The sequence below is a fragment of the Pseudomonas sediminis genome, assembly GCF_039555755.1.
Classification (GTDB): domain Bacteria; phylum Pseudomonadota; class Gammaproteobacteria; order Pseudomonadales; family Pseudomonadaceae; genus Aquipseudomonas; species Aquipseudomonas mendocina_D.
Genome location: NZ_CP154631.1, coordinates 3,113,986 through 3,140,809 on the forward strand (window position 1 = coordinate 3,113,986; position 26,824 = coordinate 3,140,809).

25 protein-coding genes and 1 pseudogene are annotated in these 26,824 nt (G+C 63.8%); 15 read left to right on the top strand and 11 right to left on the bottom strand.

Annotation, left to right across the window (positions count from 1 at the left end; all coding sequences use genetic code 11):
* Positions 1 to 83: 83 nt before the first annotated feature.
* A complete protein-coding gene (locus AAEQ75_RS14680; protein ID WP_343349429.1) occupies positions 84 to 482 on the bottom strand; it encodes a nuclear transport factor 2 family protein in 399 nt (132 codons plus the stop codon).
* 111 nt (positions 483 to 593) lie between these two features.
* Here AAEQ75_RS14680 and AAEQ75_RS14685 point away from each other — a divergent pair, with 111 nt between their 5' ends.
* Genes AAEQ75_RS14685 through zapE form a run of 3 tightly spaced genes read left to right on the top strand, consistent with a single transcriptional unit; the run spans position 594 to position 3,180 of the window.
* Positions 594 to 1,184: a GNAT family N-acetyltransferase gene (locus AAEQ75_RS14685; RefSeq protein ID WP_343349430.1), complete on the top strand. Its 591-nt coding sequence runs from the start codon at positions 594 to 596 to the stop codon at positions 1,182 to 1,184.
* Positions 1,181 to 2,065 carry a carbon-nitrogen hydrolase family protein gene (locus tag AAEQ75_RS14690; RefSeq protein ID WP_343349431.1) on the top strand — a complete coding sequence of 295 codons (885 nt, stop codon included), beginning with the start codon at positions 1,181 to 1,183 and terminating at the stop codon, positions 2,063 to 2,065. The genes AAEQ75_RS14685 and AAEQ75_RS14690 overlap by 4 nt, the downstream gene beginning before the upstream one ends.
* 5 nt (positions 2,066 to 2,070) lie before the next feature.
* The gene (gene zapE / locus AAEQ75_RS14695; protein WP_343352397.1) at positions 2,071 to 3,180 is read left to right on the top strand and encodes a cell division protein ZapE; all 1,110 of its coding nucleotides are present in this window, start codon (positions 2,071 to 2,073) and stop codon (positions 3,178 to 3,180) included.
* 1 nt (position 3,181) lies between these two features.
* Here the strand turns inward: zapE and AAEQ75_RS14700 are convergent, their stop codons facing one another.
* Complete coding sequence (locus AAEQ75_RS14700; protein ID WP_343349433.1) at positions 3,182 to 3,730, bottom strand: cysteine hydrolase family protein; 549 nt, start codon at positions 3,728 to 3,730, stop codon at positions 3,182 to 3,184.
* Between the two features lie 94 nt (positions 3,731 to 3,824).
* Here AAEQ75_RS14700 and AAEQ75_RS14705 point away from each other — a divergent pair, with 94 nt between their 5' ends.
* The gene (locus tag AAEQ75_RS14705; RefSeq protein WP_343349435.1) at positions 3,825 to 4,799 is read left to right on the top strand and encodes a GlxA family transcriptional regulator; all 975 of its coding nucleotides are present in this window, start codon (positions 3,825 to 3,827) and stop codon (positions 4,797 to 4,799) included.
* Here AAEQ75_RS14705 and AAEQ75_RS14710 read toward each other — a convergent pair.
* Positions 4,796 to 5,470, bottom strand: a complete 675-nt coding sequence (locus AAEQ75_RS14710) for a DUF1028 domain-containing protein (protein WP_343349436.1) — start codon at positions 5,468 to 5,470, stop codon at positions 4,796 to 4,798. The two genes, AAEQ75_RS14705 and AAEQ75_RS14710, sit on opposite strands and share 4 nt — an antisense overlap.
* A gap of 140 nt (positions 5,471 to 5,610) precedes the next feature.
* Here AAEQ75_RS14710 and dsdA point away from each other — a divergent pair, with 140 nt between their 5' ends.
* Positions 5,611 to 6,966, top strand: a complete 1,356-nt coding sequence (gene dsdA, locus AAEQ75_RS14715; protein ID WP_343349437.1) for a D-serine ammonia-lyase — start codon at positions 5,611 to 5,613, stop codon at positions 6,964 to 6,966.
* A gap of 51 nt (positions 6,967 to 7,017) precedes the next feature.
* Here the strand turns inward: dsdA and AAEQ75_RS14720 are convergent, their stop codons facing one another.
* Positions 7,018 to 8,541: a fumarate hydratase gene (locus tag AAEQ75_RS14720; RefSeq protein ID WP_143505955.1), complete on the bottom strand. Its 1,524-nt coding sequence runs from the start codon at positions 8,539 to 8,541 to the stop codon at positions 7,018 to 7,020.
* A gap of 473 nt (positions 8,542 to 9,014) precedes the next feature.
* On the opposite strand from AAEQ75_RS14720, the gene AAEQ75_RS14725 reads away from it, so the two are divergent.
* The 3 genes from AAEQ75_RS14725 to AAEQ75_RS14735 all read left to right on the top strand — a co-directional run bounded on the left by AAEQ75_RS14725 (position 9,015) and on the right by AAEQ75_RS14735 (position 11,908).
* On the top strand, positions 9,015 to 10,142 hold the full coding sequence (locus AAEQ75_RS14725) for a GGDEF domain-containing protein (RefSeq protein ID WP_125880545.1): 1,128 nt from the start codon (positions 9,015 to 9,017) through the stop codon (positions 10,140 to 10,142).
* Positions 10,135 to 11,073 carry an iron-sulfur-binding ferredoxin reductase gene (locus tag AAEQ75_RS14730; protein ID WP_343349440.1) on the top strand — a complete coding sequence of 313 codons (939 nt, stop codon included), beginning with the start codon at positions 10,135 to 10,137 and terminating at the stop codon, positions 11,071 to 11,073. The genes AAEQ75_RS14725 and AAEQ75_RS14730 overlap by 8 nt, the downstream gene beginning before the upstream one ends.
* A gap of 61 nt (positions 11,074 to 11,134) precedes the next feature.
* A complete protein-coding gene (locus tag AAEQ75_RS14735) occupies positions 11,135 to 11,908 on the top strand; it encodes an enoyl-CoA hydratase (RefSeq protein ID WP_343349441.1) in 774 nt (257 codons plus the stop codon).
* A 147-nt stretch (positions 11,909 to 12,055) separates the two neighbouring features.
* Here the strand turns inward: AAEQ75_RS14735 and pyk are convergent, their stop codons facing one another.
* Both pyk and AAEQ75_RS14745 read right to left on the bottom strand, forming a co-directional pair.
* Positions 12,056 to 13,507, bottom strand: coding sequence for a pyruvate kinase (gene pyk / locus AAEQ75_RS14740; protein ID WP_017362690.1), 1,452 nt, complete (start codon positions 13,505 to 13,507; stop codon positions 12,056 to 12,058).
* A 71-nt stretch (positions 13,508 to 13,578) separates the two neighbouring features.
* Positions 13,579 to 14,487 (bottom strand): universal stress protein, encoded by a 909-nt coding sequence (locus AAEQ75_RS14745; RefSeq protein WP_343349442.1) that lies wholly within the window; start codon positions 14,485 to 14,487, stop codon positions 13,579 to 13,581.
* A gap of 227 nt (positions 14,488 to 14,714) precedes the next feature.
* On the opposite strand from AAEQ75_RS14745, the gene AAEQ75_RS14750 reads away from it, so the two are divergent.
* The 3 genes from AAEQ75_RS14750 to AAEQ75_RS14760 all read left to right on the top strand — a co-directional run bounded on the left by AAEQ75_RS14750 (position 14,715) and on the right by AAEQ75_RS14760 (position 16,002).
* Positions 14,715 to 15,089 carry a tetratricopeptide repeat protein gene (locus AAEQ75_RS14750; protein ID WP_099525661.1) on the top strand — a complete coding sequence of 125 codons (375 nt, stop codon included), beginning with the start codon at positions 14,715 to 14,717 and terminating at the stop codon, positions 15,087 to 15,089.
* A gap of 74 nt (positions 15,090 to 15,163) precedes the next feature.
* Positions 15,164 to 15,586 carry a DUF4124 domain-containing protein gene (locus AAEQ75_RS14755; protein WP_343349444.1) on the top strand — a complete coding sequence of 141 codons (423 nt, stop codon included), beginning with the start codon at positions 15,164 to 15,166 and terminating at the stop codon, positions 15,584 to 15,586.
* A gap of 59 nt (positions 15,587 to 15,645) precedes the next feature.
* A complete protein-coding gene (locus AAEQ75_RS14760) occupies positions 15,646 to 16,002 on the top strand; it encodes a PilZ domain-containing protein (protein WP_125835502.1) in 357 nt (118 codons plus the stop codon).
* A gap of 36 nt (positions 16,003 to 16,038) precedes the next feature.
* Here the strand turns inward: AAEQ75_RS14760 and AAEQ75_RS14765 are convergent, their stop codons facing one another.
* Positions 16,039 to 16,842, bottom strand: a complete 804-nt coding sequence (locus AAEQ75_RS14765) for a SirB1 family protein (protein WP_343349445.1) — start codon at positions 16,840 to 16,842, stop codon at positions 16,039 to 16,041.
* Between the two features lie 100 nt (positions 16,843 to 16,942).
* On the opposite strand from AAEQ75_RS14765, the gene AAEQ75_RS14770 reads away from it, so the two are divergent.
* A complete protein-coding gene (locus AAEQ75_RS14770) occupies positions 16,943 to 17,965 on the top strand; it encodes a Leu/Phe/Val dehydrogenase (RefSeq protein WP_343349447.1) in 1,023 nt (340 codons plus the stop codon).
* Positions 17,966 to 18,118: 153 nt separating this feature from the next.
* On the top strand, positions 18,119 to 18,361 hold the full coding sequence (locus AAEQ75_RS14775) for a hypothetical protein (protein WP_003462367.1): 243 nt from the start codon (positions 18,119 to 18,121) through the stop codon (positions 18,359 to 18,361).
* A gap of 57 nt (positions 18,362 to 18,418) precedes the next feature.
* Here the strand turns inward: AAEQ75_RS14775 and AAEQ75_RS14780 are convergent, their stop codons facing one another.
* Positions 18,419 to 18,682, bottom strand: coding sequence for a YebG family protein (locus AAEQ75_RS14780; protein WP_003462365.1), 264 nt, complete (start codon positions 18,680 to 18,682; stop codon positions 18,419 to 18,421).
* Positions 18,683 to 18,790: 108 nt separating this feature from the next.
* Complete coding sequence (locus AAEQ75_RS14785) at positions 18,791 to 19,765, bottom strand: MBL fold metallo-hydrolase (RefSeq protein ID WP_343349449.1); 975 nt, start codon at positions 19,763 to 19,765, stop codon at positions 18,791 to 18,793.
* Between the two features lie 226 nt (positions 19,766 to 19,991).
* Here AAEQ75_RS14785 and AAEQ75_RS14790 point away from each other — a divergent pair, with 226 nt between their 5' ends.
* The gene (locus AAEQ75_RS14790; RefSeq protein ID WP_279532478.1) at positions 19,992 to 20,486 is read left to right on the top strand and encodes a phosphate-starvation-inducible protein PsiE; all 495 of its coding nucleotides are present in this window, start codon (positions 19,992 to 19,994) and stop codon (positions 20,484 to 20,486) included.
* A 15-nt stretch (positions 20,487 to 20,501) separates the two neighbouring features.
* On the opposite strand, the gene AAEQ75_RS14795 is transcribed toward AAEQ75_RS14790, so the two are convergent.
* Positions 20,502 to 23,132 (bottom strand): DEAD/DEAH box helicase, encoded by a 2,631-nt coding sequence (locus tag AAEQ75_RS14795; protein ID WP_343349451.1) that lies wholly within the window; start codon positions 23,130 to 23,132, stop codon positions 20,502 to 20,504.
* A gap of 200 nt (positions 23,133 to 23,332) precedes the next feature.
* Positions 23,333 to 24,204 (bottom strand): annotated as a pseudogene (locus tag AAEQ75_RS14800) (helix-turn-helix domain-containing protein).
* A gap of 207 nt (positions 24,205 to 24,411) precedes the next feature.
* Between AAEQ75_RS14800 and bglX the strand changes: the two are divergent.
* A complete protein-coding gene (bglX, locus tag AAEQ75_RS14805) occupies positions 24,412 to 26,706 on the top strand; it encodes a beta-glucosidase BglX (RefSeq protein WP_343349452.1) in 2,295 nt (764 codons plus the stop codon).
* The last annotated feature ends 118 nt before the right edge of the window (positions 26,707 to 26,824 follow it).

Sequence of the window (26,824 nt, forward strand, 5' to 3'; positions counted from 1 at the left end):
AGTGGTTGGCTTAACGCTGTATTAAGCCTTTGAGAATGTTTCAGGCGTTGCGCAGATGGACGCCCACGTGGCTTGCGTGCTTTTCAGCCCACCTGCGCAACCCAGTCGTTGAGGTTGTAGTAGTTGCTGATGCGCGCCACCTTGCCGTTCCTGATCTCGAAGAATGCACCGGCCGGCAGCACGTAGGTCTGGCCGTTGGCCGGTGGCAGGCCCTCGTCCTTGGCCAGGTATTCGCCGTGTACCACGAACTCGGCAGCGGCGCGGTCGCCTGCGGCGTTCTGCATCACCACGATGTCGCTCAGGCGCTCGCGGTAGCAGCGGTTCATCTTGTCCATGAAAGCGGCGAAGGTGGCCTTGCCGACCTGACGTTCACCCTGGTTGATGTCGTGCACCACGTCGTCTGCCAGCAGGTCGAGGAAGGCGGGCATGTCGCCGGCGTTGAAGGCGGTGTAGTAGGCCTGAACCAGTTCGGTGGCGGTCATGGCTAAGTTCCTTTCGTAGCGTGGTTAGTGGTTCGTTGGCCCGCATGATAAGTTCGCCGTTTACCGCTGGTATAGCTGCCGGCGTCACCCTGTTGCTGGCGAGCGACTGCAATGGATATCCGACTGCTCCGGGGGGCGGAGATCGAACCCCATATCGACGACTTGGCGCGTCTGCGCATCCAGGTGTTCCGCGAGTTTCCCTATCTCTACGACGGCAACCTCGACTACGAGGTCGAGTACCTGGCCACCTACGTGCGCAGTGCCGATAGCCTGTGCGTGCTGGTACATGACGAGGGCCGTGTGGTCGGCGCCTCCACGGCGCTGCCGCTGGCCGATGAAACCGAAGAATTCCAGCAGCCGTTCATCGCTGCGGGTTGGAGCCCGGCGCGCATCTTCTACTGCGCCGAATCGGTGGTGTTGCCGGCCTGGCGCGGGCGTGGACTCGGCGTGCGCTTCTTCGTCGAGCGCGAGGCCCATGCGCGCAAGCTGGGCGGCTTCGACTGGTGCGCCTTCTGCGCCGTGCAGCGTCCCGTCGATCATCCGAGGCGGCCAGCCGACTATCAACCGCTGGACGCCTTCTGGGCGCGCCGCGGCTATCGCCATCACCCCGAATTGCACACCTATTACCACTGGCGCGATCTGGATGAAGCCGAGGAGTCGGCCAAACCCATGTCGTTCTGGTTGAAGGAGCTCGCTTCATGATCAAGGTTGCCGCCTGCCAATATCACATCGACCTGTTCGTCACCTGGGACGAATATGCCGAGCACCTCACCACGCTGTGTGAGGATGCAGCCGGGCAGGGCGCCGAGTTGCTGCTGCTGCCGGAATACGCCGGCCTGGTGCTGACCGGCCAGTTGCCGGAAGCTGAACGGGGCGACCTGCACGGCTCCATCGCCGGCATCCAGCCGCTGCTGTCACGCTGGCTGGAACTGTGCGAGAGCCTGGCGCGGCGGTTGAATATCTACCTGCAGCCCGGTTCGGTGGCTGTGCTGGATGATGACGGCATCTACCGCAATCGCGCCTGGCTGTTTGGCCCGGACGGCTGTCTGGGCACTCAGGACAAGCTGATCATGACCCGCTTCGAGCTGGAGCAGTGGCACATCGCGGCGGGTAACGGCCTTAAGGTGTTCGATACAGATTTGGGCAAGCTGGGCATCCTGATCTGCTACGACAATGAGTTTCCGCTGCTGGCGCATACCCTGGCCGAAGCCGGGGTCGACCTGATTCTCGCGCCCAGTTGCACCGACACCGTGGCTGGTTTCCACCGCGTGCGCATCGGCGCCCAGGCCCGTGCGCTGGAGAACCAGATCGCCGTGCTGCATTCGCCTACCGTCGGTCTGGCGCCCTGGTCGCCGTCGCTGGACGAAGGCTATGGCCGCGCCTCGCTGTACGTACCATCGGACTACGGCATGCCGGCTAGCGGCATCGTCGCCGAGAGCGAGGAGCTATGCCCCACGCGCAGCCACTGGCTGATCTGCGAGCTGGATCTGGATGAAGTACGCCGCGTGCGTGAGCAGGGCCAGGTGTTCACCCGTCGTGACTGGCCACGGCAGTTCGATGACGGCCGGCTGGTGCTACGTTGACCGCGATGCAGGCGCCGCACGATTCGCCCCAGGCCGCCTATCAGCGTGCGCTTGCTGCCGGTTTCGTAGTCGATGCCGCGCAGCGCCGTGCGGTCGAGGCGCTGCAGCACTGTCATGAGGCTGTTGAGCGAGGTGAAAGGCCTCTTGGCGTCTACCTCTGGGGGCCGGTCGGGCGTGGCAAGACCTGGCTGATGGACAGCTTTTTCAACGCTTTGCGCGTGCCGGCGCGGCGGCAGCATTTTCATCATTTCATGCAGTGGGTGCATCGCCGGCAGTTTCAGCTCACTGGCAATGCCGACCCGCTGCGCCTGCTGGCCGAGGAGTTGGGGCGTGAGGTGCGCGTGCTGTGTTTCGACGAGCTGTTCGTCAGCGATATCGGCGATGCCATGCTGCTCGGCCGCCTGCTCAGTCTGGTCGTGGAGCAGGGTATGGTGCTGGTGGCGACCTCCAACCAGCCGCCGGATCAGCTCTACGCAGAGGGCTACAACCGCGAGCGCTTCCTTCCGGCTATCGCCGCGCTCACGGCGCACATGCAGGTGGTGGCGGTCGACGGCGAGCAGGATCACCGCCTGCATCCCGGTGCAGAAGTGCAGCGCTATTGGGTACGGCAGCCGCAGGCGTTGGGCGAGCTGTTCGCTCAATTGAGCGAGGGGCAGGTCATTAGCGGTGAACCTGTGGAGTTGGCCCACCGCAGCGTGGTGACCCTCGGTCAAAGCCCGGCGGCACTCTGGTGCCGTTTCCGCGATCTATGCGAGCAGCCATTGGCAGCGGTGGATTTCATCGAATTGTGCGAGCGCTTTCCGGCCATCCTGCTTGGCGAAGTGCCGCGCCTGGATGGCGAGCAACGCGAGGGGCGCATCGCCCGTGGCACCGAGGACGGTGCCGAACGGGTCGATGCCGGGGATCGGCAATTGCCGGCTTTGTCTCGTAACGACGATGCGGTGCGCCGCTTCATCGCCCTGGTCGACGAGTGCTACGACCGCCGCGTGCCACTCTACATCGAGGCCGCGGTGGCCCTGGATGAACTCTACACTCAGGGCTACCTCGATTTTGCCTTCCGCCGTACGCTCAGTCGCCTTCGCGAGATGCAAATGCAGCGATTTGGCGCCAGCTGATTCAGCCGGCCAGATACTGCTCGGTCGAAACCACGTTCGCGTAGGCGAAGGCCAGTGCGGCCATATAGGCGGCATGCACCTGGGCGGCCGGAATCGATTGCCCCTCGAATTCCTGGTCGCGCGTCGCGCAGGCATCGTGAATGACCGTGGTGACATAGCCGAAGTCGCTGCTGGCACGGGCTGCGGCATCGATGCACATATGACTCATGGCGCCAACCAGGGTGATCTGCTCGATGCCGGCGGCGTCCAGCTGAGCCTTGAGGTCGGTGCCGAGGAAGGCGTTGACCTGATGCTTGAGCACCACCACTTCGCTCTCCAGCGGCTGCACCTGCGGATGGATGTTCGCACCAGCGCTGCCGGGAACGAAGAAGGGCGCGTCGGCGCTTTCGAATTCATGGCGTACATGGATCACCTTATCGCCCGCCTGGCGTGCTGCCGCCAGCACGCGGGCGGCGTTGGCGGTTGCTCCGTCCATGCCTTCGAGCGACCACTTGCCGCCGGCAAAATAGTCATTCTGGATGTCGATCAGGATCAGGGCGCGCTTGCTCATGGTTGTCTCCGTGGGATGATGTGCGGCAAACCTTATCGCCCTGGCGCGCCTGCGAGGATGGGCGCGGCCGACAATCTGCGGGGAAAAACTGACAATGAGCGAGCGCTGTCTGGAGATTGGCCTGTTGCGCTACCCCGGTGCCCAGCTGGCAGCGGTGTATGGTCTGGGCGATCTGTTCGCGGTGGCCAATCGCATGGCCGCCGGGCAGGGGCGTGAGGGGCTGCCTCGGCTGCGGGTCAGTCACTGGCAGGCCGATGAAGCAGGACAGCTTCAGCGCATGTTCGACAGCTTGCCGCAGGCCGAGGGTACGCCGCAGGTAGTGATCTTGCCGCCCTGTCTGGACGATGCTGCTGAGCAGCCGCTCGCTGCCGTGTACCGTGACTGGCTGCGTGCACAGCACGGCGCCGGCGTGCTGCTGGCTTCGGTCTGTGCCGGCGCCTTTGCGCTGGCCGAGTCCGGTTTGCTCGATGGGCGCACGGTGACTACCCACTGGGCGCTGGCAGCGCAGATGGCGGCGCGTTTTCCACAGGTGCAGGTACTGCCCGAACGCATGGTGATCGATGACGGTGACCTGATCACCGCCGGTGGTCTGATGGCCTGGACCGATCTCGGTCTGGCCATTGTTACTCGCCTGCTGGGGCCGACCATCGCCGCCGAGACCGCGCGCTTTCTGGTGGTGGACCTGAACCGTGAATCGCAGCGCCATTTCAGCAGCTTCGCGCCCAGCCTCGATCACGGCGATGCCGCAGTGCTTGCCGTGCAGCGCTGGTTGCAGGGGCAGGAGGGCGCCGAGGCGAGCCTGGCCGATATGGCCGCGCGTGCCGGGCTGGGGGAGCGCACCTTTCTGCGTCGCTTTCGCGCCGCCACCGGGCTGAAGCCCACCGAGTACTGCCAGCGGCTACGTGTGAGCAAGGCGCGCGAAATGCTCGAGTTCACTCGCCAGAGCATCGACCAGGTGGCCTGGCAGGTGGGGTATCGCGACAGTGGCGCGTTTCGCAAGGTCTTCACTCGTCTGGTGGGCCTGTCGCCTGGCGATTACCGGCGGCGTTTCGGCACCACTGCGCGTTAGACCGAGTCTTCCGCCGCCAGGCCCGCTGGATTATCGCGAGTCGGCATGGCAAGAATTTCTGGCAGTACTTCGCGGGCGAAAACCTTGTGCAGTCGGCGCAGCTCGGCCACCGGGTCGAGGTGATGGTCAACGCGGATGTCCCACAGCGGATACTCCTCCTGATCGACCACGTAGATCACCGCGGAGGATTCGCCATGACTGTCGCCGCCGCAGCGGTCGCCAGCGGCCAGGGCTTCGATCAGTCGCTCGATCAGTGGGCGTTTCTCCGCGTGGCGGAAGGCTTCGGCCACGGCGTCCAGAACCTGCGGGCCGACCAGGCGATTGCCCTGCACGGAGAACTGTTCGCCGCTCAGCGAGCCGGCCCAGGGCAGGCACTTGTCGCCGGTCCAGCACAGGCTGTCACCCTGAGCGTCGATCAGCGCGCATTGGCGCAGTTCCATGCACGGATCGGTGTCTTTGAGCCGCTCCAGCACTTCCTTAGCCGACAATCCCTGACGCAGTAGCGCCAGTCCATCCAGACCCAGATAGGGGTTGACCTGCGCCTGGGTGGCTACCGCTCCTGCACCGGCGGCAGCATGACTGAGTAGTTTGCCGACGGCGGGCATCGCAGTGGCCGCGGCGACGCCGAACTGTCCGCTGTGTGGGCAGCGGGCAACGATGGAAAAGGTCATGGCAACTCCTTGGCGGTTTCCCGGTTAGGCCACTCCTGGGCAGGTATCGTTCCGCTTACCTGCCGCTCGTGGCCTTTGCCAGATGGCTGTCAGCGTCATCTAATGGGCGTTGTTAACGGCCTGCAATGAGGAAACTGCCGATGATCCTTGGTCAGCCGCTCGCCCAGTGGCGCGCGCAATACCCGCTACTCGACGAGCTGATCGCCTTGCGTGAAACAAGCTGGTTCAACCCCGCCGTGGCACCTGTCAGCGAGGCGCTGGGGGATGTGGGCTTGAACGCCGCAGACGTGGCCGACGCCAGCGCCCGTCTCGCGCGGTTCGCGCCTTATCTGGCTCGCGTGTTTCCGCAGACGGCCACCAGCGGTGGCATCATCGAGTCGGACATCCTGCCCGTGTCGCAGATGCGCGAGTTGCTCATTAATGAGGCCCAGGCAGACGGCGAGATCGGCGCCCTGTGGCTCAAGCGCGATAGCCACCTGCCCATCTCCGGTTCGATCAAGGCCCGTGGCGGCATCTACGAGGTGCTCAAACATGCCGAGGACCTGGCACTGGCTGCTGGGCTGCTGAGCCTCGATGACGATTATGCCTGCCTCGACAGCGAAGAGATGCGCGCCTTCTTCGGTGGCTATCAGGTAGCCGTCGGCTCTACCGGCAACCTGGGGTTGTCCATCGGCATCATCAGCGCGCGGCTGGGTTTCCAGGCCACGGTGCACATGTCCGCTGATGCGCGCCAATGGAAGAAGGGCAAGCTGCGCGCCCATGGCGTGACGGTGGTCGAGTACGCCAGCGATTACAGCGTTGCGGTGGAGCAGGGGCGGCGTCAGGCCGAAGGCGATCCGCGCTGCCACTTCGTCGATGACGAAAATTCCAGGCACCTGTTCCTCGGCTACGCGGTGGCCGGCGAACGCCTCAAGCAGCAACTGGCGACGGCCGGTGTCGTGGTCGATGCCGAGCATCCGCTGTTTGTCTACCTGCCCTGTGGCGTCGGCGGTGGACCGGGTGGCGTGGCCTTCGGCCTGAAGCTGGCGTTCGGCGATGCGGTGCACTGCCTGTTCGCCGAACCGACCCATTCACCGTGCATGCTGCTCGGCGTTCATACCGGACGGCATGAAGAATTGGCGGTGCAGGATTTCGGTATCGACAACCGCACGGCTGCCGACGGACTGGCCGTGGGGAGACCATCCGGCTTCGTCGGCCGCGCCATGCAGCGCCTGATCGATGGCTATTACACGGTCAGCGATGAGCAGCTGTTCCGTTACCTGGCACTGCTTGAGCGTGCTGAAGGTCAGCGCCTCGAACCTTCGGCCCTGGCCGGCATGCCGGGTGTGCTGCGTGTGCTGGGTGAGCAGCAGGGCTATCGCTCGCGCATCGGCCTGACGGCGCAGCGCCTGGCGCGGTCCACCCACCTGGTGTGGGCGACCGGCGGCAGCATGGTGCCGGAAGCGGAGATGGACCATTACCTGGCGCGTGGCCGGCAGTTGCTGCAGGACGCCTGAAAACACAGAAGCCCGGCACTTGGCCGGGCTTCTGCTTTGCAGCGTTGACGCTTACTTCACTTCCACTGCCAGGCTTTCGGCGATCTTCTTGTTCCAGATCGCCGGGCCGGTGATGTGTACCGATTCGCCGTTGCTGTCGACAGCAACGGTAACCGGCATGTCCTTCACTTCGAACTCGTAGATCGCTTCCATGCCCAGTTCGGCGAAGGCCAGCACCTTGGACTTCTTGATCGCCTGGGCCACCAGATAGGCAGCGCCGCCGACGGCCATCAGGTACACGGCCTTGTTGTCCTTGATCGCTTCGATGGCGGTCGGGCCGCGCTCGGATTTGCCGATCATGCCCAGCAGACCAGTCTGCTCGAGAATCTGCCGGGTGAACTTGTCCATCCGCGTGGCGGTGGTCGGGCCAGCCGGGCCTACCACTTCGTCACCGATCGGATCGACCGGGCCCACGTAATAAATGAAGCGGCCTTTCAGATCGACCGGCAGTTGTTCACCCTTGTTGAGCATCTCGACCATGCGCTTGTGCGCGGCGTCGCGGCCAGTGAGCATCTTGCCGTTGAGCAGGATGGTCTCGCCCGGCTTCCAGCTCTGTACGTCTTCCGGGGTGAGGGTGTCGAGGTCGACGCGACGTGCGCTCGGGCCGGCTTCCCAGACGATTTCCGGATAGGCGTCCAAATCCGGTGCTTCCAGCTCGGCCGGGCCGGAGCCGTCGAGCACGAAGTGGGCGTGACGGGTGGCGGCGCAGTTGGGGATCATGCACACCGGCAGCGAAGCTGCGTGGGTCGGGTAATCCATGATCTTGACGTCGAGCACGGTGGTCAGGCCGCCCAGGCCCTGGGCGCCGATGCCCAGCTGGTTGACCTTCTCGAACAGCTCCAGACGCAGCTCTTCGATCTTGTTTTGAGGGCCACGAGCCTGCAGTTCGTGGATGTCGATGTGCTCCATGAGCACTTCCTTGGCCATCACCGCGGCCTTCTCGGCGGTACCGCCGATGCCGATGCCGAGCATGCCGGGCGGGCACCAGCCGGCGCCCATGGTCGGCACGGTCTTGAGTACCCAGTCGACGATCGAGTCGGACGGGTTGAGCATGGCCATCTTCGACTTGTTCTCGGAGCCGCCGCCCTTGGCCGCGACGTCCACTTCCACCTTGTCGCCAGGGACGATGGAGTAGTGGATCACCGCCGGGGTGTTGTCCTTGGTGTTCTTGCGGGCACCGGCCGGGTCGGCCAGGATCGAGGCGCGCAGAACGTTCTCGGGCAGGTTGTAGGCGCGACGCACGCCCTCGTTGATCATGTCGTCGACGCTCATGGTGGCGCCGTCCCAGCGCACGTCCATACCGACTTTGATGAATACGGTGACGATGCCGGTGTCCTGGCAAATCGGGCGGTGGCCGGTGGCACACATGCGTGAGTTGATCAGGATCTGCGCCATGGAGTCCTTGGCGGCCGGCGACTCTTCCTTCAGGTAGGCCTCGTGCATCGCCTGGATGAAGTCGACGGGGTGGTAATAGGAGATGAACTGCAGTGCGTCGGCAACGCTCTGAATCAGGTCGTCCTGCTTGATCACGGTCATTGGGGCGCTCCTCTATCAGGGAACATCAACAAGGAAGCGCCGGACAAGACCCGGCGCAACGGCGGAAGGGCAGCTCTGAAAATTACCTTTGATATTTTTCAGAGCTGCCCAAAAAGGCGCGGCAGTATACCGCAGCCAGCCGTGACGGGCACAGCAGCCAAAGGTCGATGGCAAGCGCAGTGGGCGGTTATCGGGCGTTTGCAGGACGACCTCGGTTTTGGCTTTCTGCGTCGCTGTGCCAACTACATCCACACGGTCGTGCCTTGTCAGCGCTATTTGATAATTGGCGGGACGCCAGCCGGGTCACATGCTCATTCATCGCTTGTAACGTCGAGCGCGACTGCAAGCGTTTTCGACTGTTCTCTCTTGCGCCGACTGGCTCGCTGCGATTTTAGGCGGCCCCCTACTGCGGCCTAGGTTTTTTGTGATCACAGGGGTAGAGTACGGCCAGATGCCAGTATGGGATGGAGCCCATGAGCTCAACGACTCGCCGGGGAACGCAACGCAGCCTGCAGAGCCTCCTGCTCAAACGCTTCGCCATGGCCTTCGCTACTTACGCGATGATGGCGCTCGTCTGCTGGTTCGCTGTATTCAATGGCCTTTTCTTCGGTTCCATCAGCACCGCTGCCTGGCTGACCCTGGGTGTTTTCGGCAGCCAATTGGTATTTCTCTGGCTGTTTCTGTCCGGCCGCAACCTGCGATGTGAAGATCCCAGCCTGACCGAAGCCCAGGTACTGGTGGCGCTGGCCTGGCAGCCACCGGTGCTGGCGCTGTTCGACAGCGCGCGCGGCGTGATGATGGTCTTCTACGTACTGATTCTGCTGTTCGGCGTGTTCCAGCTGCCGCCGCGGGTGTTCGTGCGTTGCGCCGCGTTCGCTTTCTTCGGTTTCACTGCGATGATACTGGTCGAGGCCTACCGCATGCAGTTGGTTGACCCGAGCATGGCCTGGCTACAGGTGTGGGTGCTGTTCATCTTGCTGGTCTGGCTATGTCTGTTCTCCAGCTACGTGCAGGCCATGCGCAAACGCATGCGCCAACGCCGCTTCGCCCTGCAAGCGCACCAGGACACCCTGCGTGGGATGATGCGTCAGCTCGAGGACCTGGTCGCCACCGATGAGCTCACCGGCCTGTTCAATCGTCGTCATTTCCTGCGTCTGGCCACCCGCGAACTGGGGCATCTGGACCACGGGCGGCATCACGGCCTGGCGCTGATCGACCTGGACCATTTCAAGCGAATCAACGATGCTCATGGCCATGCTGCGGGTGATCGGGTGCTGCAAACCTTCGCCGCGGTGGCCCGTGCCTGTCTGCGTGACGGCGACATCATTGCCCGCTATGGCGGTGAGGAATTCGTCCTGCTATTGCCCAATACCGATGCTGATCAGTTCACCGCCTGCTGCGAGCGCTTGCGCGAAGCCTTCGCCAAGGCCGAGCCAGTGGGCGTGAAGGTCGATAATCTGAGCCTCTCCGCCGGCATGACACTGTTGGTCGCCGGGGACGATCTCGATGAAGCGCTGCAGCGTGCCGATCAGGCGCTCTATCAGGCCAAGCGCGGCGGCCGCAATCGTTGCGACGCCAGCTGGGAGAACGCGGGTGCCTGAGCTGCGCGTCGGTGACCAGCTACTGCAAGTCGCCCAGCAAACCAACCTGCTCGATGCGTTGCTCTGCGGCGGTGTGGCGGTGCCCTACAGCTGTCGTGCCGGCAGCTGCCATGCTTGCCTTGTGCGTTGCGTTGCCGGCGAGCCGCTGGACCGTCAGCCCGAGGCACTGGCGGTCGGCAAGCGCGCCGAGGGCTGGCGCCTGGCCTGCCAGTGCCAGGTGATCGAGGATCTGCAGGTAGAGCCCTTCGACCCGCAGCATGACGGCCTGGCAGCCAAGGTGCTCGCACTGGACTGGCCCAGCCCGCAGGTTTTGCGCCTGCGCTTGCAACCGGCCAAACCACTGCGCTATCGCCCCGGCCAGCACCTGCTGCTGTGGAATGAGCAGGGTGTAGCGCGTCCCTATTCGTTGGCCAGCGTGCCGGGTGAGGACGACTGGCTGGAGTTTCACATCGACTGTCGCCTGCCCGGCGCGTTCTGCGATGCTGCGCGGCGCTTGCAGGTTGGCGACACGCTGCGGCTCGGCGAGCTGCGCGGTGGCGCTCTGCATTACGACGCCGATTGGCAAGCGCGACCACTGTGGTTGCTTGCCGCCGGTACGGGGCTGGCGCCGTTGTACGGGGTCTTGCGTGACGCGCTTCGTCAGGAGCACCAGGGTGCCATCCGCCTGCTGCACGTGGCGCATGAGCCGGCCGAGCATTATCTGGCGCACGAACTTCAGGCACTGGCTGCGCAGCACGCCAACCTGCAGGTGGAACTGGTGACGGCGGCGCAGTTGCCGGCTGCTTTGGCCGAACTGCGCCTTGTTTCGCGGCAAACCCTCGCCTTACTCTGCGGCCATCCCTTGACGGTCGACAGCTTCGCGCGGCGCCTCTATATGGCCGGTTTGCCACGCAGTCAGATGCTCGCCGACGTTTTTCTCACTCGCGCATAGGCTATGCCGGGCCGGTCAGGCCTTGCGCCGGTGCGTATGACGCACCCATTGGAGCCCTGGCATGAGCGAGCACCTGCATATCGAGCGCGACGGCGGTCTGTTGACCCTGGGCATGCACCGTCCGGACAAGAAGAATGCGCTGACTCGCGCCATGTACGCCGGCATGGCCGATGTGCTGGACGAGGCCGAGCGCGACCCGGGCGTGCGCGTGGTGCTACTCACTGGTGGTGAGGCGTGTTTCACCAGCGGTAACGATGTCGCCGACTTCATCAAGGCGCCGCCCACCGGCCTGAACAGCGAAGTGTTCCAGTTCATGCGCGCGCTGTTCGAATTCAGCAAACCGGTGGTCGCCGCAGTGGCTGGTCCGGCGGTGGGCATTGGTACCACCTTGCTGCTGCATTGCGATCTGGTCTACGTCAGCCGTGATGCGCAGTTGAAAATGCCCTTCGTCAATCTTGGTCTGTGCCCGGAGTACGGTTCCAGCCTGATTCTGCCGCGTCTACTGGGACACGCACGGGCCGCCGAGTTGTTGCTGCTCGGGCATGGCTTCAGCGGGGAGCAGGCGGCAGAGTGGGGTATCGCCAATCAGGCACTGGAGGATGGCGCCGCGACGTTGAACAAGGCGCGCGAGATGGCACAGCGTTTTCTCCAGCTGGCACCCTCGGCGGTAGCCGACAGCAAACGGCTGATGCGCGCACCGGATCGCGAGCAATTGCGCCAGGTGATCGAGGAGGAGGGTGCGTTGTTCGGCCAGCGTCTGCGTTCGCCGGAGGCCATCGAGGCGTTGACGGCCTTCATGCAGCGCAGGAAGCCGGATTTTTCCAAATTCGCGTAGGGTGCGTCTCGCGCACCAGGGCTGGTTGTGGCTGGAAGACAGTGCACCACGAAAAATCGGTGCGCACGGCGCACCCTACCGGCAAGCGGCTCACTACCAAAAAACAAAAGGCCGCTCGATGAGCGGCCTTTTGCGTTCAAGGGTGGATCACACCATCTGATCGCCGACGTGCAGGATCTTCATGGTGTTGGTGCCGCCGGTACCGTGGTAGCTGTCACCCTTGGTCAGGATCACCCAGTCGCCCGGCTCGACCACGCCGCGCTTGAGCAGTTCGTCCACCGCCGCCTGGCTGACCTTGTTCGCTGGCAGCGAGGCCGGGTCGAACGGCACGGTGTAGACGCCACGGAACAGTGCCACGCGGGCCTGGGCTTCACGGTGCGGGGTGAAGGCGAAGATCGGGATCGACGAGCGGATGCGCGACATGATCAGCGGGCTGTAGCCACTCTCGGTGAGGCTGATGATTGCCTTCACGCCGGGGAAGTGGTTGGCGGTGTACATGGTCGCCAGGGCGATGCTTTCGTCGCAGCGCTCGAAGGTGCGGCCCAGGCGGTGGCTGGACTGCTTGCTGGTCGGGTGCTTCTCGGCGCCCAGGCACACGCGGGCCATGGCCTGCACGGCTTCGACCGGGTATTCCCCAGCGGCGCTCTCGGCCGACAGCATCACCGCATCGGTGTAGTCCAGCGCGGCGTTGGCCACGTCCGAGACTTCGGCGCGGGTCGGCATCGGGCTGTGGATCATCGATTCCATCATCTGCGTGGCGGTTATCACTGCTTTGTTCAGGCGTCGGGCGTGGGCGATGATCTTCTTCTGGATGCCGACCAGCTCGGCATCGCCGATTTCCACGGCCAGGTCGCCACGGGCGACCATCACCGCGTCACTGGCGCGGATCAGGCCGTCCAGCGCTTCGTCATCGGCCACGGCTTCGGCGCGCTCGATCTTGGCCACTAGCCAGGCGGTACCGCCGGCTTCGGTGAGCAGGCGACGGGCGTAGTCCATGTCGGCGGCATCACGCGGGAAGGACACAGCCAGGTAATCCAGGTCCATCTCGGCGGCGACCTTGATGTCGGCCTTGTCTTTCTCGGTCAGCGCTGGCGCAGTCAGGCCACCACCGCGGCGGTTGATGCCCTTGTTGTCCGACAGCGGGCCGCCGATCAGTACGCGGCAGTGCAGTTCATCGGCGCCCTTGAGTTCGACGCGCATGACCACGCGGCCGTCGTCGAGCAGCAGTTCGTCACCGACATCGCAGTCCTGGATCAACGCCGGGTAGTCGATGCCGACCACTTCCTGGGTGCCGGCCGTGCGCGAGTGGCTGGAGGAGAGGCGGAACAGGTCGCCGTCCTTGAGCTCGATACGCTTGTTCTCGAACTTGGCGATACGGATTTTCGGGCCTTGCAGGTCGCCGAGCAGGGCGACATGGCGGCCGTGCTTGGCGGCCAGCTCACGAACCAGAGCGGCGCGCGCCTTGTGGTCGTCCGGCGTGCCGTGGGAGAAGTTCAGACGGGCCACGTCGAGACCGGCGAGGATCAGTTGCTCCAGCACTTCCGGCGAGCTGCTGGCCGGGCCCAGGGTGGCGACGATTTTGGTGCGGCGAAAGGTCATGCACGAACTCCCTAGTGAACTATGTTCGAGAGGCTACTACGCCATTCAGCTGTAGTCATTGTTCCTGTGCACTACCCTTTGCCATCCGGTTTGATCACCAGCAGATCGCACTCGACGCGTTCCAGTACCCGCTCCGCGGTGTGGCCGATCAGCAGGCTGTCCAGATGGCCGCGGGCGATGGCACCCATTACCAGCACGCCGATATTGTGCTCATGCACGAATTTTGGAATGACTTCCTCGGCAAATCCGTCCAGCAGGTGGGCCTGCGCCCGATCGATGGCGTACTGGCCAATCAGTTTGTCGAAGGCGTCGCGGTGCTCGCGGCGGCACTGGATCACGTAGTCGTCATACGCCTGCGCTACCTCGGCATCGAACAGCAGCGAGTGCGGCAATGGCGCCTGCGCATGCAGGTATTCAGCCTGCAGACCGAGCGCGGCCTGCAGGGCCTGGCTGGCGCGAATCAGCTGATGATCGAGGGCGGCAGGCTTGTCGGCGCTGTGCAGCGGGTCGAGCGCGACGCACAGGCTCTGGCCTCGGGGCTCGGCGTCGTGCACCAGCCACAGTGGCGCCGGGCAGCGGCGGATCAGTTGCCAGCTGGAATCGCTGAACAAGAGGCGGCGTAGTGCACTGCTGGGGTGGGTCGACTTGAACAGGATGTCCGGCTGCAGCACGGCAACGCGGGCGAGTATCTCCTCGTGGCTGCGTTTGCCCCAGCGTACGTCCACTTCGATTCTGAAGCCTTCATCGCTCAGGTGGGCGACGCTGGTGCGTAGCGCCTCATGGCTCTGCCGCAGGATGGCTTCACGGGCGCGGTTGAGCAACTGACTGTCCAGCAGGCCGCTCTCCAGGCTCGGGTGATACTCGACCTGCAGCAAGTGCAGGGCGGCGCCGGTCTCGCGCGCCACTTCGACGGCCCGCTGCAGGGCCGGTTGTGGCTGGTGTTCGGCGTCGATGACGGCCATCAGCCGTTGCAGTTTCATGGCAGCGTCCTCACCTGGAGTCTGTGCCTGCATTACAGGCCATGTTCAGGCGAGCGGCATTGATATGGATCAGCGATTTGGCGCTGGTTCGAGAGGGCGAGTAGTCGTGGCGCTGGCGCGGACAAAAAAGGTGAGGCAATGGCGTCATGCGGGGCGTTGCCAGAACAACTATTGCTGTTCAGTTTTCCCCTCGGCTGTCGATACACTGCTCATTGGAGGAATTGCCCATGCGTACCCTGATCATTCTGGCCGTGGCCCTGGTTGCCACGGGCTGTACCCGTGTCTCGCTCGACCATCATCTGAACAACGCCTACCGCGCCTACAACGAAGGTGATTGTGCGCAGGTCGCGCTGGAGCTGTCGCAGGCCGAGCGCAAGAGCCGCTCGCGCAATTACCTGCAACCTGAGATTTCCCTGTTGCGCGGTCAATGCCTGGAGCGCGAGAGCCTGTTCGTCGATGCCGCGCAGACTTACCAGTTCATCATCACGCGTTATCCGGCCAGCGAGTACGCCTACCGTGCCCGCGCGCGTCTGCAGACGCTGGAGCAACTGGGGCATCACAGTCCGGCGCCGGCAGCCAAGGTCAGTCCGGCCACACTCTGAACCTTCGGTCGTTCGGCGTTCTTCAGGGGCGCGTGGCGGTATAAGCTGGCGTATGTCTCTCATGGAGGATGAACATGCGTCACTGGTTGTTGATCGCTGTACTACTGCCCTCGCTGGTCACGGCGGAAATCTATCGCTGGACGGACGAGCAGGGGCGGGTGCATTTCGGCCAGAGGCCCGTGGCCGGGGCTGAAACCGTGCAGGTGAAACCGCAGGTGATTGAGCGCGACCAACATACGCGTGAGCGTGAGGAGCGCCGTCAGCGTTTCTACGATGCGCGGCGTGAAGAGCAACAACAGGCTGCGGCGACAGCAACTGCGCAGCGCGAAGAGCGGGCCAGTGAATGCCGTGATCTGCGCCGACACCTGGCGCAGATGCCTGAGGGCTTTCGCTACTATCGCGAAGGCGCCGGCGGCGAGCGCATCTACTACAGTGATGATGAAACAGACGCCGCTCGTCGCCAGTTGCGCGAGCGGATAGCCCAACGCTGTTCTTGAGGATGGTTAAGTGGTCGTAGTAGGGCCATACTCAAGTCCCTTTGTAGCGATTTGCCACTATGCGTAGCCAGCGCCGAATCGAACGCCATCAGTTGCCCTACTACCTGAAGGTGTTCAATCGCATTACCGACAAACCGATGGGCTCCATCGGCAATGTCTCCCTCGACGGTCTGATGCTGATCAGTCAGTTGCCGATGCTGGTGGGCGCACGCTTCGACATGCGCCTGAAGATTCCAGGCCAGCATGGCATGCATTTCATCGACTTCTCCGCCAACTGTAAGTGGTGCCGTGAAGACGTCAATCCCGGTGTCTACGATTCCGGCTTCGCTCTGGTGGCGCCACCTGCCGACTACGTCGAGATGATCGACGCGCTGCGTTACTACTTCAGCTTTCACAGCCTGGCGGCGTCTGCCTGATATTTCGCTGGTTCGAGGTTGTCGTGCGCTGCGGCGTCAATGCACTGCTGGCGCACGTGCCAGGCTGCGCAAGCGCTGGCTCAATTGCAGGCGCAAACCTTCCTCCTCGCAGAACAGCAGGGCGTGTTCAAGGTCATAGCGCTCACCCTGTGGGCAATCCAGTTGCCGATAGACGTCCGCACGAGCCAGATGATCGGCCAGGTTGGGCGGGCCGAGCTGCAGGACGCGTTCGGCATCCTTGAGCGCTGCTTCCGGGGCATCGTGCTGCATGTGCAGCAGGCGCAGGTTGCGCGACAGGCGTCGCAGCATGTCAGCGGCATCGGCTGTCTGCAGGTGCACCGCGCTGAGTTCGACATCCGGGCCCAGTTGGCGATAGAGCTGATCACGGCAGTCGCGGGTGTACAGGCGGCGTCCGCCGCAAGGGTCGAGCAGGTGATCGGCGCCAGGTACACGGAGCATGAAGTGACCAGGGAAATTCACGCCCTGGAGTGGAATATCCAGGCGGCGCGCCAACTCCAGTGCAATCAACGCCAGGGGTAGCGGTTGGCCGCGTCGGCGGCGTAGCACTTCATGCAGCAGGGCATGGCGCGGTCGTGTCACGCCTTCGTCGTCTTCCTGATAGTCGAGTTCGGCCAGTCGGCGCAGCAGCGGCTGTGCCAATTCGCGAGCGGGCAGGGCGGGTAACCCGGCGCTGACCTGCAATAACAAACTGTGCAGGTCGCTCAGTATCTGCGCGGGCTGAAGCTGATCATCGTGTTCGGCAGCGATCCACAGTGCCGCCTCGAACAGGGCGGGAGGGTCGCGTTGCAGGCACTGCAGGCAGGCTTGGCGTGGGCTCATCGCATTCTCCGCTGACTTCTGCTCTTTTAGCTCCTGGCAAGGTCGTCGTCCAGCGCGGCTCTCCTATACTGAGGCCTGAAGTCCAGCCGGGAGCTCGCCCATGTTCAGCATGATGGAAGCCGCCCGCCTCGAGGCCCTGCATCTGGCCGAGGATCCGGCCAGCGGTCTCAAGGCCGTTATCGCCATTCACAACACCCGTTTCGGGCCAGCGCTTGGCGGTTGTCGCTACCTACCCTATGCCGATGAACAAAGCGCCATTGCCGATGCCATCCGCCTTGCCCAGGGTATGAGTTACAAGGCAGCGCTGGCCGGTATCGATCACGGTGGCGGCAAGGCGGTGATCATCCGCCCGGCTCATCTGCAGAGCCGCGCCGCGCTGTTCGAAGCCTTCGGCCGTTTTATCGAAACCCTCAATGGTCGTTACATCACCGCTGTCGACAGCGGCACCTCCAGCGCCGATATGGACTGCATCGCCCAGTACACCCAGCACACCACCAGTACGACCCGCGAGGGTGATCCGTCACCGCACACGGCACTGGGCGTGTTCGCAGGTATCCGCGCCACGGCCCAGGCACGCCTGGGGAGTGACGATCTGGAAGGGCTACGGGTCGCCGTGCAGGGGTTGGGCAATGTCGGCTTCGCCCTGGCCGAAGCGCTGCATGCCGCTGGCGCCGAGCTGCTGGTCAGTGACCTCGATGCCGGGCGTGTGCAACTGGCTGTCGAGCAACTGGGGGCGCACCCGATAACCAGCGATGCGCTGCTTACCACGCCTTGCGACATTCTCGCGCCCTGCGGCCTGGGTGGTGTGCTGAATGCGCAGACGGTTGCCCATCTGCGTTGCGCTGCGGTGGCTGGAGCGGCCAATAATCAGCTGGCCAGCCCTGAGGTGGCCGATCAGCTGGAAGCTCGCGGGATTCTCTACGCGCCGGATTACGTGCTCAATGCCGGAGGGCTGATCTACGTGGCACTGCGCCATCGCGGCGAGGAACTAGCGGCGATCACCGCGCACCTGGCGCAGATCAGCCGGCGCCTGACTGAAATCTACGCCCATGCGCAGGCTGAAAAGCGATCCCCGGCGCGAGTCGCTGACTACCTGGCAGAGGGGCTGCTCTATCGCACCTAGCGGTTGCCGAGCCCGTTCAAACTGTGGGGGCGCGAAGATAATCGGTAGGCGGCGCCCGGTCGAACTGATGGGTGCACGGCGCAGCGACCTGCGGCAACGCCACACTTGGCGATGCTCACAGGCTAAATTAGCGTGGTGCAAGGAGGATTCACCATGGACTACTTCATTATCGTCGTCACCACCGCTGCCGGCCTTTACTTTCACTGGTGGTTGTTCCGTCGCATTCGCCAGTGGAGTGATCGCGACCTGGCGCTTTCCTTTGCCGAGGGCGATGAGCGCAAACGTCAGTACATGCTCGAACAGCTGGCCCGTGCGCGAGGTGAGGGCGTCAAACGACGTGATTTGCCGGCATGGCTGGAGCAGGTCGCGGGGCAATACCCAGGCAGCAGAGCATGATGCTGGACGGTTTTACCGAGCAGACCCCTCGTGCGAAAGAGGGGCCGCGCTACACGGTCACTCGCTGGCGGTCTCGATCTCGAGTTCCTCGAGTGCGTCCGGCTGGCTCTTGAACGCCTTGGCAAAGACGTCGCGATTCTTGGCCATGAAGATACCCAGCTCCTCGCCCTGTTCCTCGCTCAGGGATGGAACCGCCTTGTGCAGCACCTCGCTCAGGCGCTCGGCCAGTTCCAGCATCTTGTCGTAACGGTCGGCTTCGGCCTTATCCATGAACAAGCGCTCCGGATCGCGACTGCTGCGATACACCACTTCGACGGCCATTCATCACCTCATCTGCCTTCATGCGTGTCTGTTGGTAACTGTTTATTTATACAGTGATCCAAGCATAAAGAACTCGCTACCGTTTTGCCAGCAGCGAGTGTCGAGAATTCAGCGGTCGCTACGGATCGGGCTGAACTCGACGGGTACCCAGGCGTAGCCTTGGGCTTCCTTGCGTACGTGGCCCAGGCCGGGGAAGGGCAGGTGCGCACCAGCGACCCACAGCTTGTCTGTGGCCGCTTCGGTCAGGATGCGTTGGCGGGATTGCCTGGCCTTGGCGCTGTCGACATCGAACTCGATGACCACTTCAGGCTTGGCGAACTGCACGGCGTGGTTATGCAGAATGTCGCCCCATACCAGCAGGCTCTGTCCACCCGATTTGAACAGGTAAGAGGTATGTCCGGGCGTGTGTCCCGGGCTCGCTACCAGGCTGACGCCAGGCAACAATTCGCCTTCTGTCTTGTAGGGCTTGAGCTTGTTCATCTTGGCATAGGGTGCGACTGCCTGTTGCGCCATCTTGAACATGCCTTGCATGCCTTCGGGGGCCTTGGCCATGGTCACCTCGTCGAGCCAGAATTCAGCCTCCGCCTGCGGCACCTCCACGGTCGCGTTGGGGTAGGCCGGGCTGCCGTCGGCGTTGACCAGGCCGCAGGCATGGTCCGGGTGCAGGTGGGTGAGCAGCACGGTATCAACCTGCTCCGGCTGGTAGCCGGATGCCTTGAGGTTGGTCTGCACCACGCCGAGAGTCGGGCCGAAGCACTGGGCGGCGCCGGTATCGATCAGCACCAGGTTGTCGCCAGTGTTGATCAGGTAGGCGTTGACCGCAGTCTGCACGCCTTTCTCCGACGCCACGAACATGCGTGCCAGCAGCGATTGCAGGTCCTTGTCATCGATGCCCTTGAGCAGGCTGGCAGGCAGGTCGACGTAGCCGTCATACAGAGCGGTGACTTCGAAGTCACCGAGTGCCATACGGTAGTAGCCCGGTACCTGGGTCTTCTGTTGTGCCGGTGCGGCCGCCTGCAGCGGCAGGCTGACCAGGGCGATCATGGCGGACGACAATGAGGTGCTCAGCGAGAAAAGACGCATGGGGGATCCTTCATTGAGAGTGGCGATGCCGCAGTGTGCGACGCGTCGGGGTACTTTGGCGAGCCCGTGATGTCAGTTTCAGCCTCGTCGCGGTTGGCTGGAGCGTGCCAAATCGTCACATCGCAGCGGCATCCTCGGGCTGGTCTTTTTCCTGCATGATTGTGTCTTGCGAATACCCGAGGTGGGGATTCGGGGTGGTTTGCCAGGTCTCGTGGGGAGTTGAAGGATGAATTGGGCTGAGCGCTTGCGCGAAAACATGCACGGCCTGGCGGAGTCGCTGGGCAATCTGTTGATGGAGGCCTTCCATTACCTGGCGCTGTTCGCCATCGGGGCGATCACGGCCTGGGCGGGGGTGATGACTTTCATCGGCATGCTGGAGAAGGGCCACATCACGGTCGATGACATTCTGCTGCTGTTCATCTACCTGGAATTGGCAGCGATGGTGGGCATCTATTTCAAGACCAACCACATGCCGATCCGCTTCATGATCTATGTGGCGATCACCGCGCTGACCCGTTTGCTGATTTCCGACATTTCCCACACCCACAAGCCGAGCTGGGGCGTGGTGATGGTGTCCGGGGCGATCCTGCTGCTGGCCTTGGCGATTCTGGTGGTGCGCTACGCGTCGTCGCGCTTTCCGGCCGTGGCCGGCCCGCATCCGCGCAGCAAGGCGCGCAACCGTGAGGATGCCGAGGCCGAGCGCGACGATACCTCGGATTGAGTCGCCGTTGCGCTGTCAGTCGAGCGGCGCGAACAGCGCCGCCAGATCGTCCTCGTTCAGTTGCCACTGGCCCTGGCTGCCGCCGTCGAGTACGCCCCTGGCCAGGTTGGCCTTGGCCTGCTGCAGTTGCTGGATCTTTTCCTCGACGCTGCCGCGGGCGATCAGCTTGTAGACGAACACCGGCTTGTCCTGGCCGATGCGGTAGGCGCGGTCGCTGGCCTGGGCTTCGGCAGCCGGGTTCCACCAGGGGTCGAAGTGGATCACGGTGTCGGCGGCGGTCAGGTTGAGTCCGCTACCGCCCGCCTTGAGGCTGATCAGGAAAACCGGAAATTCGCCGGCCTGGAAGCGCTGCACCGGTGTGCGGCGGTCCTGGGTGCTGCCGGTGAGCTTGGCGTAGGCGATCTTGCGTGCCTGCAGTTCTACTTCGATCAGCGCCAGCATGGAGGTGAACTGGGAGAACAGCAGCACGCGACGGCCTTCGTCGACCAGCTCCTGAAGCATATCCAGCAAGGCGCTGAGCTTGCCCGAATCGCTGGCGCTCAGCTCGCCATTATCGTCACCCAGCAGGCGCAGGTCGCAGCAGCTCTGGCGCAGGCGCAGCAGCGCTTCGAGGATGACGATATGACTGCGCGCCAGGCCCTGGCGGGCGATCTCGTCGCGTACCTTCTGGTCCATGGCCAGGCGCAGGGTTTCGTAGCGGTCGCGCTGCAGTTGGGTCAGCTCGACCCAGTGGGTGATCTCGGTCTTTGGCGGCAACTCGCTGGCCACCTGCTCCTTGGTACGGCGCAACAGGAAGGGGCGAATGCGCCCGTTCAGGTGATTGAGGCGCTGGGCGTCGCCACGTTTCTCGATGGGCGTGCGGTAGTCGCGGGTGAAGGTCTTGGCATCGCCCAGCCAGCCCGGCATGAGGAAATGGAACAGCGACCAGAGTTCGCCCAGGTGGTTTTCCAGCGGGGTACCGGTCAGGCACAGACGCAGTTCGGCTTGCACCTGAGCCGCTGCAGTGGCCGCCTTGCTGCGCGGATTCTTGATGTTCTGCGCTTCGTCGAGAATCAGCAGGCGATAGCGCTGCTGGTTCAGCGCCTTGAGGTCGCGTGGCAGCAGGGCGTAGGTGGTGAGGATCAGATCGTGCTCAGCGATCTGTTCGAACAGCGCCTTGCGCTTGCTGCCATGCAGGGCCAGCACGCGCAGTTGTGGGGTGAAGCGCGCCGCCTCGTCCTGCCAGTTGGGAATCAGGCTGGTGGGCATGACGATCAGCGCGGGCTTGTCGAGACGACCCGCCTGTTTCTCGCAGAGGATATGCGCCAGGGTCTGCAGGGTCTTGCCCAGGCCCATGTCGTCGGCCAGCACGCCACCGACGCGCAGCTCGGCCAGGGTCTGCATCCAGTTCAGGCCCTGCAGCTGATAGCTGCGCAGTTCGGCCTGCAAGCCCGTGGGTGGTGAGACTTCACGCACTGCCAGACTCTGCAGGCGTTGGGCGAAACCGCGCAGTTCATCGCCGCCTTGCCAGCTGAGTTCAGGGCCCTGCGCCAGTTCGGCCAGGCGAGCGGCGTCGGCGCGACCCAGGCGCAGCGGCAGATGATCGTCGCCAGGGTCGCGGAAATACAGCTCGCCGAGCGTGGCCAGCAGCGGCTTCAATCGGGCGAAGGGCAGGGCGATGCGTTTGCCGCCCTGCGGCAGGCTGACCAGCAGGCGATCTTCGTCGGCGCGCTGGGCCAGCGCTTCGGGCGCCAGCAGCCAGGGCGTTCGGCGAATGGCCTGGAGCAGGATCGGCAGCAGACTCAGGCGCTGGCCTTCGACTTCGATGCCCAGCTCCAGATCGAACCAGTTCTGCTGCGGGTCTTCCTCGACCTCGGCATACCAGTCATCGACCTCGGTGAGGTTGTACTGGAAGTCGGGGCGCATGTGGATCTGCCAGCCTTCTGCGCGCAATTGCGGCAGTTGCTGCTGGACGAAATCCAGCCAGTCGCGCTCGCGTTCCAGCTCGAACGGCTCGCCAGCTTCGGCCGGTAGCGCCTCGCTCTGGCGCAGGGCTACCTGCAGACCGAGGCTTTCCAGGCGTTTGCGCAGCGTGGCTTCGGCTGCGCCGTCACGGATCAGGCGCAGGTTGGTTTGCTCATCCAGGCGCTTGACCAGGTCCTTGGCCGGCTTGCCGAAGACCTTGTGCCCGGCATAGTCGAAGGCCAGCGCGGCGCGGTGCTGGGTTTGTTCCTGCATGCGTCCCTTGCGTGCGTCGAAATGCACGCGCACCTGGCTGCCCAGGCTGAGGACGGCGGTGGGGGCGATACCTTCCAGGCGCGTTTCCGCCAGTTCCTTGTTGATCACGATGATGTCCGACAGGTCGCTGCCTGCGCGCTGTTGCGCTTCCAGGGTGAGCAGGGCGGCAGCCACATGCTTGCAGTTGAAACCCACCGGGCAGGTGCAGTGCCCGGTCACGCTCCATTTGCGCCCATAGGGGTGCAGGGTAATGCGCTGCTGGTAGGTCTGCCCACCGGAGCCACGGCAGTTGGCGAGTAAGCTGTTGTCCTTGATGCTGAGCAGCTTGCTGCGTTTCTCCTCGGCGTAGCCGATGCCGCGACGCAGGTCACCGGCGCCGAATTCCGAGCGCCAGTCTTCCTGGCGGAGTTGGTGGATATCCAGGGGCATCAACGAAGCCCCGAGGCAGAAATGAATGGGCGCATGACTGGGCCGTGGCAATGCAAAGCCGCAGATTTTCGCATAGCCGCGTGACGATTAGCAGGCGTGGTGCCGAGATTGCCGACGTGCTGTAGTGGCCATCGCTTCAGGCGTTCGGCGAGTAGGGCGGGTGCAACCCGCCGCAGCGGAGTTAGCGGGTTGCACCCGCCCTACAGAAAGGCCGCGCGGTACTGTCTGGGCGTTGCACCCAGTGCCTGGCGAAAACGGTTGCTGAAATGGCTGGCGCTGGCGAAGCCGCAGGCCAATGCCACCTCGCTCAGAGCAGGGGCTGGCTGACGTAGCATCTGGTAGGCACGCGCCAGACGCCGAGCCAGCACGTAACGATGAGGTGGCAGGCCGAAGCTGCTCTGAAACATGCGCGCGAAGTGGTATTCCGACAGCGCGCAGAGTGCGGCCAGCTGGCTTAGCGGCAGCGGCGTGTCCAGGTGCTGCTCGATGAACTCGCGCACGCGCCGGCGTTGCTGCGGTGCCAGGCCGCCCTTGAGGCGCAGCCCCTGGCGCAGGCCGACCTGGTTGAGCAGGGCATGGTCGAGTAGTGGTGCGCCAGGCTGCTGGCCAGCAGGCGTTCGCCCGGCTCCTGCCAGTCAAGGGTGCACAGCTGGCGAAAGCGCGCGGACTGTTCGGCGTCTTCGAGGAAGGTCGCTTCTTCCAGTTGCAGGCTGCACGGCTCGCGATCGAGCAGGGCGACCGCGCCAAGGGCGAACTGCTCCTGCTCTGTATAGAGGTGGGCGAGCTGGATCTCGCCGTTGATGATCCAGCCCGACTCGTGCTCGGCCGGCAGGATGTACAGCTTGTCCGGCGCACCCTTGTTGCCGGGCTGCTCGCGGCGAAAGGTGCCAGTGCCATCGCTGAGGTAGCACGATAGCGTGTTATGGCTGGGGGCGAGGTAGTCGCGTGCGTCATGGGCATTGCTCCAGCGGGCCACTGCCATGCCGTTGCCCAGTTCAGCCATCGCGTCCAGGCGTGCGTTGGGTGAGCGACTCATGCTCTGGAATACCTGCAGATGTTCGAATTGCGCCATCACCTTCTACCCGAATGCAGCCGTGCTACGCCTGCCAGTAGGCAAAACCAGAGGCGAAGAAAAAATGCGCAAGTCTGGGGTCGTAATCTCTGGAACGCCTTTGACTGGTGCTTAAGTTTTTTTGCACTAACCCGCGGCGCGGCAGGAGGACTCGGAGTATCGTGGCGGCCATTCAAACAATGATTTGCATCCCGGATGCCGCTCCCGATGAAATACCTGCGTAAGTTCGCTCTTGCCTCTGCCTTGATCACCCCCAGCCTGCTGGCTGCCGCTCCGTCCATCGATGATAAATCGGCCTTCATCGCCGACCTGGTCGGGCGCATGACCCTTGAGGAAAAGGTCGGTCAGCTTCGTCTGATCAGCATTGGCGGCGACATGCCGCGTGAGCGCATCCGCGAGGAGATGGCCGCGGGGCGTATCGGCGCCACCTTCAATTCGGTGGTACGCCCGGAGAACCGTCCGATGCAGGAGGCCGCACTGCGCAGTCGTCTGGGCATCCCGGTGTTCTTCGCCTACGACATCATCCATGGTCATCGCACTACCTTTCCCATCGGCCTGGGCCTGGCGTCCAGCTGGGACATTCCAGCCATCGAGAACAGCGCCCGGATCGCGGCTTTCGAAGCCAGTGCCGATGGCCTGGACATGACTTTCGCGCCGACCGTCGACATCTCCCGCGATCCACGCTGGGGACGCACTTCCGAGGGTTTCGGCGAAGACCCCTACCTGGTTTCTCGTATCGCCACGGCCATGGTGCATGGCTTTCAGGGCAAGGACCCCAGCGACCCGCAGCGCATCATGGCCAGCGTCAAGCACTTCGCCCTGTATGGCGCGGTGGAGGGCGGGCGCGACTACAACGTGGTCGACATGAGCCCGATGCGCATGTATCAGGACTACCTGCCGCCTTATCGCGCCGCCATCGATGCTGGCGCCGGTGGGGTGATGGTGGCGCTGAACGCGATCAATGGCGTGCCGGCTTCGGCCAATACCTGGTTGCTGCGTGATCTGCTGCGCCGCGACTGGGGCTTCAAGGGCGTAGCGCTCAGCGACCACGGCGCGATCACCGAACTGCTGCGCCATGGTGTGGCAGCCGATGGCCGAGAGGCGGCAAAACTGGCCGTCACCGCAGGTGTTGGGATGAGCATGGCCGACACGCTCTACGATCACGAGCTGCCGGCGCTGGTGCGCAGCGGCGCGGTACCTCAGAGCGTGCTGGATGAGGCCGTCACCCATGTGCTGAACACCAAGTACGACCTCGGCCTGTTCCACGATCCGTTCCGCCGTATCGGCCGCGCCGAGGACGATCCCGCCGACGTCAATGCCGAAAGCCGACTGCACCGCGCCGATGCGCGGGCCATGGCGCGCGACTCCCTGGTGCTGCTGGAAAACCATGGCGACACGCTGCCCCTGAGCAAGAAAACCACCGTCGCCTTGATTGGTCCGCTGGCCGACTCGCCGGTGGACATGCTCGGCAGTTGGTCAGCGGTGGGCGTGGCGGAGCAGGCGGTGACCCTGCGCAAGGGCATGGAAGCGGCGCTCAACGGGCAGGGCAAGCTGCTCTACGCCGTTGGCGCCAACGTCACTGACGATGCCCATGTGATCAATTACCTCAATCAGCTCAACTGGGATCGCCCGGAAGTCGTGCTGGACAAGCGCACCCCGCAGGCGATGCTGGAGGAGGCGGTGCGTGTGGCAGCCCAGGCCGACGTTATCGTTGCCGCCGTGGGCGAAGCTCGCGGTATGTCCCACGAGTCGTCCAGCCGCACGCGTCTGGATCTGCCGGACAGCCAGCAGGCGCTGTTGCGTGCGCTCAAGGCCACCGGCAAACCGCTGGTGCTGGTGTTGATGAATGGTCGGCCGCTGGCGCTCGGCTGGGAAAAGGAAAACGCCGATGCGATGCTGGAGACCTGGTACAGCGGCATCGAGGGCGGCAACGCCATCGCCGACGTGCTGTTCGGTGAGCACAACCCCTCCGGCAAGCTGCCGATCACCTTCCCGCGTTCGGTCGGGCAGATTCCCACCTACTACAATCATCTGCGCTTGGGCCGTCCGTACACGCCTGGCACGCCAGGCAACTACACCTCGCAGTATTTCGAGGAACCCAACGGCCCTCTGTATCCGTTCGGCTACGGGCTGAGCTACAGCGACTTCCAGCTGTCGGCGCCGAAGCTGTCCGCCGAGCGCATGACGCCGGGCGAGAAGATTCGCGTCAGCGTCACGCTGAAGAACGCCGGGCCACGGGCTGGCGCTACCGTGGTGCAGCTGTATCTGCACGACGAGGCCGCTTCGGTGATCCGTCCGGTGAAGGAACTCAAGGATTTTCGCAGGGTCAAGCTTGAAGCAGGTGAGGCGCGCGAGCTGAGTTTCGAGATCGACGAAACCATGCTGCGTTTCTACAACGCCAGCCTGCAGCATGTCAGCGAGCCAGGTGCCTTCCGTGTCCAGTTGGGGCTGGATTCGGAGAGCGTGCAGGAGGCGCGTTTCGAACTGTTGCCACGCCAATGAGAGCGTGGCCCAAGGAGGCGAAAAATATACTCGCGCGAGCACCTGTGCCGGACTTCACGATCTGGTAATAATGCGCAGAAAGAATCCGCGCATGCGGAGACGTCACCGTCCGGTTGGC

What these genes read in the sequence shown, in the direction of transcription:
- AAEQ75_RS14680 (WP_343349429.1), bottom strand. Translation starts at nt 482, where the DNA reads ATGACCGCCACCGAACTGGTTCAGGCCTACTACACCGCCTTCAACGCC.
- AAEQ75_RS14685 (WP_343349430.1), top strand. Translation starts at nt 594, where the DNA reads ATGGATATCCGACTGCTCCGGGGGGCGGAGATCGAACCCCATATCGAC.
- AAEQ75_RS14690 (WP_343349431.1), top strand. Translation starts at nt 1,181, where the DNA reads ATGATCAAGGTTGCCGCCTGCCAATATCACATCGACCTGTTCGTCACC.
- zapE (WP_343352397.1), top strand. Translation starts at nt 2,071, where the DNA reads ATGCAGGCGCCGCACGATTCGCCCCAGGCCGCCTATCAGCGTGCGCTT.
- AAEQ75_RS14700 (WP_343349433.1), bottom strand. Translation starts at nt 3,730, where the DNA reads ATGAGCAAGCGCGCCCTGATCCTGATCGACATCCAGAATGACTATTTT.
- AAEQ75_RS14705 (WP_343349435.1), top strand. Translation starts at nt 3,825, where the DNA reads ATGAGCGAGCGCTGTCTGGAGATTGGCCTGTTGCGCTACCCCGGTGCC.
- AAEQ75_RS14710 (WP_343349436.1), bottom strand. Translation starts at nt 5,470, where the DNA reads ATGACCTTTTCCATCGTTGCCCGCTGCCCACACAGCGGACAGTTCGGC.
- dsdA (WP_343349437.1), top strand. Translation starts at nt 5,611, where the DNA reads ATGATCCTTGGTCAGCCGCTCGCCCAGTGGCGCGCGCAATACCCGCTA.
- AAEQ75_RS14720 (WP_143505955.1), bottom strand. Translation starts at nt 8,541, where the DNA reads ATGACCGTGATCAAGCAGGACGACCTGATTCAGAGCGTTGCCGACGCA.
- AAEQ75_RS14725 (WP_125880545.1), top strand. Translation starts at nt 9,015, where the DNA reads ATGAGCTCAACGACTCGCCGGGGAACGCAACGCAGCCTGCAGAGCCTC.
- AAEQ75_RS14735 (WP_343349441.1), top strand. Translation starts at nt 11,135, where the DNA reads ATGAGCGAGCACCTGCATATCGAGCGCGACGGCGGTCTGTTGACCCTG.
- pyk (WP_017362690.1), bottom strand. Translation starts at nt 13,507, where the DNA reads ATGACCTTTCGCCGCACCAAAATCGTCGCCACCCTGGGCCCGGCCAGC.
- AAEQ75_RS14745 (WP_343349442.1), bottom strand. Translation starts at nt 14,487, where the DNA reads ATGAAACTGCAACGGCTGATGGCCGTCATCGACGCCGAACACCAGCCA.
- AAEQ75_RS14750 (WP_099525661.1), top strand. Translation starts at nt 14,715, where the DNA reads ATGCGTACCCTGATCATTCTGGCCGTGGCCCTGGTTGCCACGGGCTGT.
- AAEQ75_RS14755 (WP_343349444.1), top strand. Translation starts at nt 15,164, where the DNA reads ATGCGTCACTGGTTGTTGATCGCTGTACTACTGCCCTCGCTGGTCACG.
- AAEQ75_RS14760 (WP_125835502.1), top strand. Translation starts at nt 15,646, where the DNA reads ATGCGTAGCCAGCGCCGAATCGAACGCCATCAGTTGCCCTACTACCTG.
- AAEQ75_RS14765 (WP_343349445.1), bottom strand. Translation starts at nt 16,842, where the DNA reads ATGAGCCCACGCCAAGCCTGCCTGCAGTGCCTGCAACGCGACCCTCCC.
- AAEQ75_RS14770 (WP_343349447.1), top strand. Translation starts at nt 16,943, where the DNA reads ATGTTCAGCATGATGGAAGCCGCCCGCCTCGAGGCCCTGCATCTGGCC.
- AAEQ75_RS14775 (WP_003462367.1), top strand. Translation starts at nt 18,119, where the DNA reads ATGGACTACTTCATTATCGTCGTCACCACCGCTGCCGGCCTTTACTTT.
- AAEQ75_RS14780 (WP_003462365.1), bottom strand. Translation starts at nt 18,682, where the DNA reads ATGGCCGTCGAAGTGGTGTATCGCAGCAGTCGCGATCCGGAGCGCTTG.
- AAEQ75_RS14785 (WP_343349449.1), bottom strand. Translation starts at nt 19,765, where the DNA reads ATGCGTCTTTTCTCGCTGAGCACCTCATTGTCGTCCGCCATGATCGCC.
- AAEQ75_RS14790 (WP_279532478.1), top strand. Translation starts at nt 19,992, where the DNA reads ATGAATTGGGCTGAGCGCTTGCGCGAAAACATGCACGGCCTGGCGGAG.
- AAEQ75_RS14795 (WP_343349451.1), bottom strand. Translation starts at nt 23,132, where the DNA reads ATGCCCCTGGATATCCACCAACTCCGCCAGGAAGACTGGCGCTCGGAA.
- bglX (WP_343349452.1), top strand. Translation starts at nt 24,412, where the DNA reads ATGAAATACCTGCGTAAGTTCGCTCTTGCCTCTGCCTTGATCACCCCC.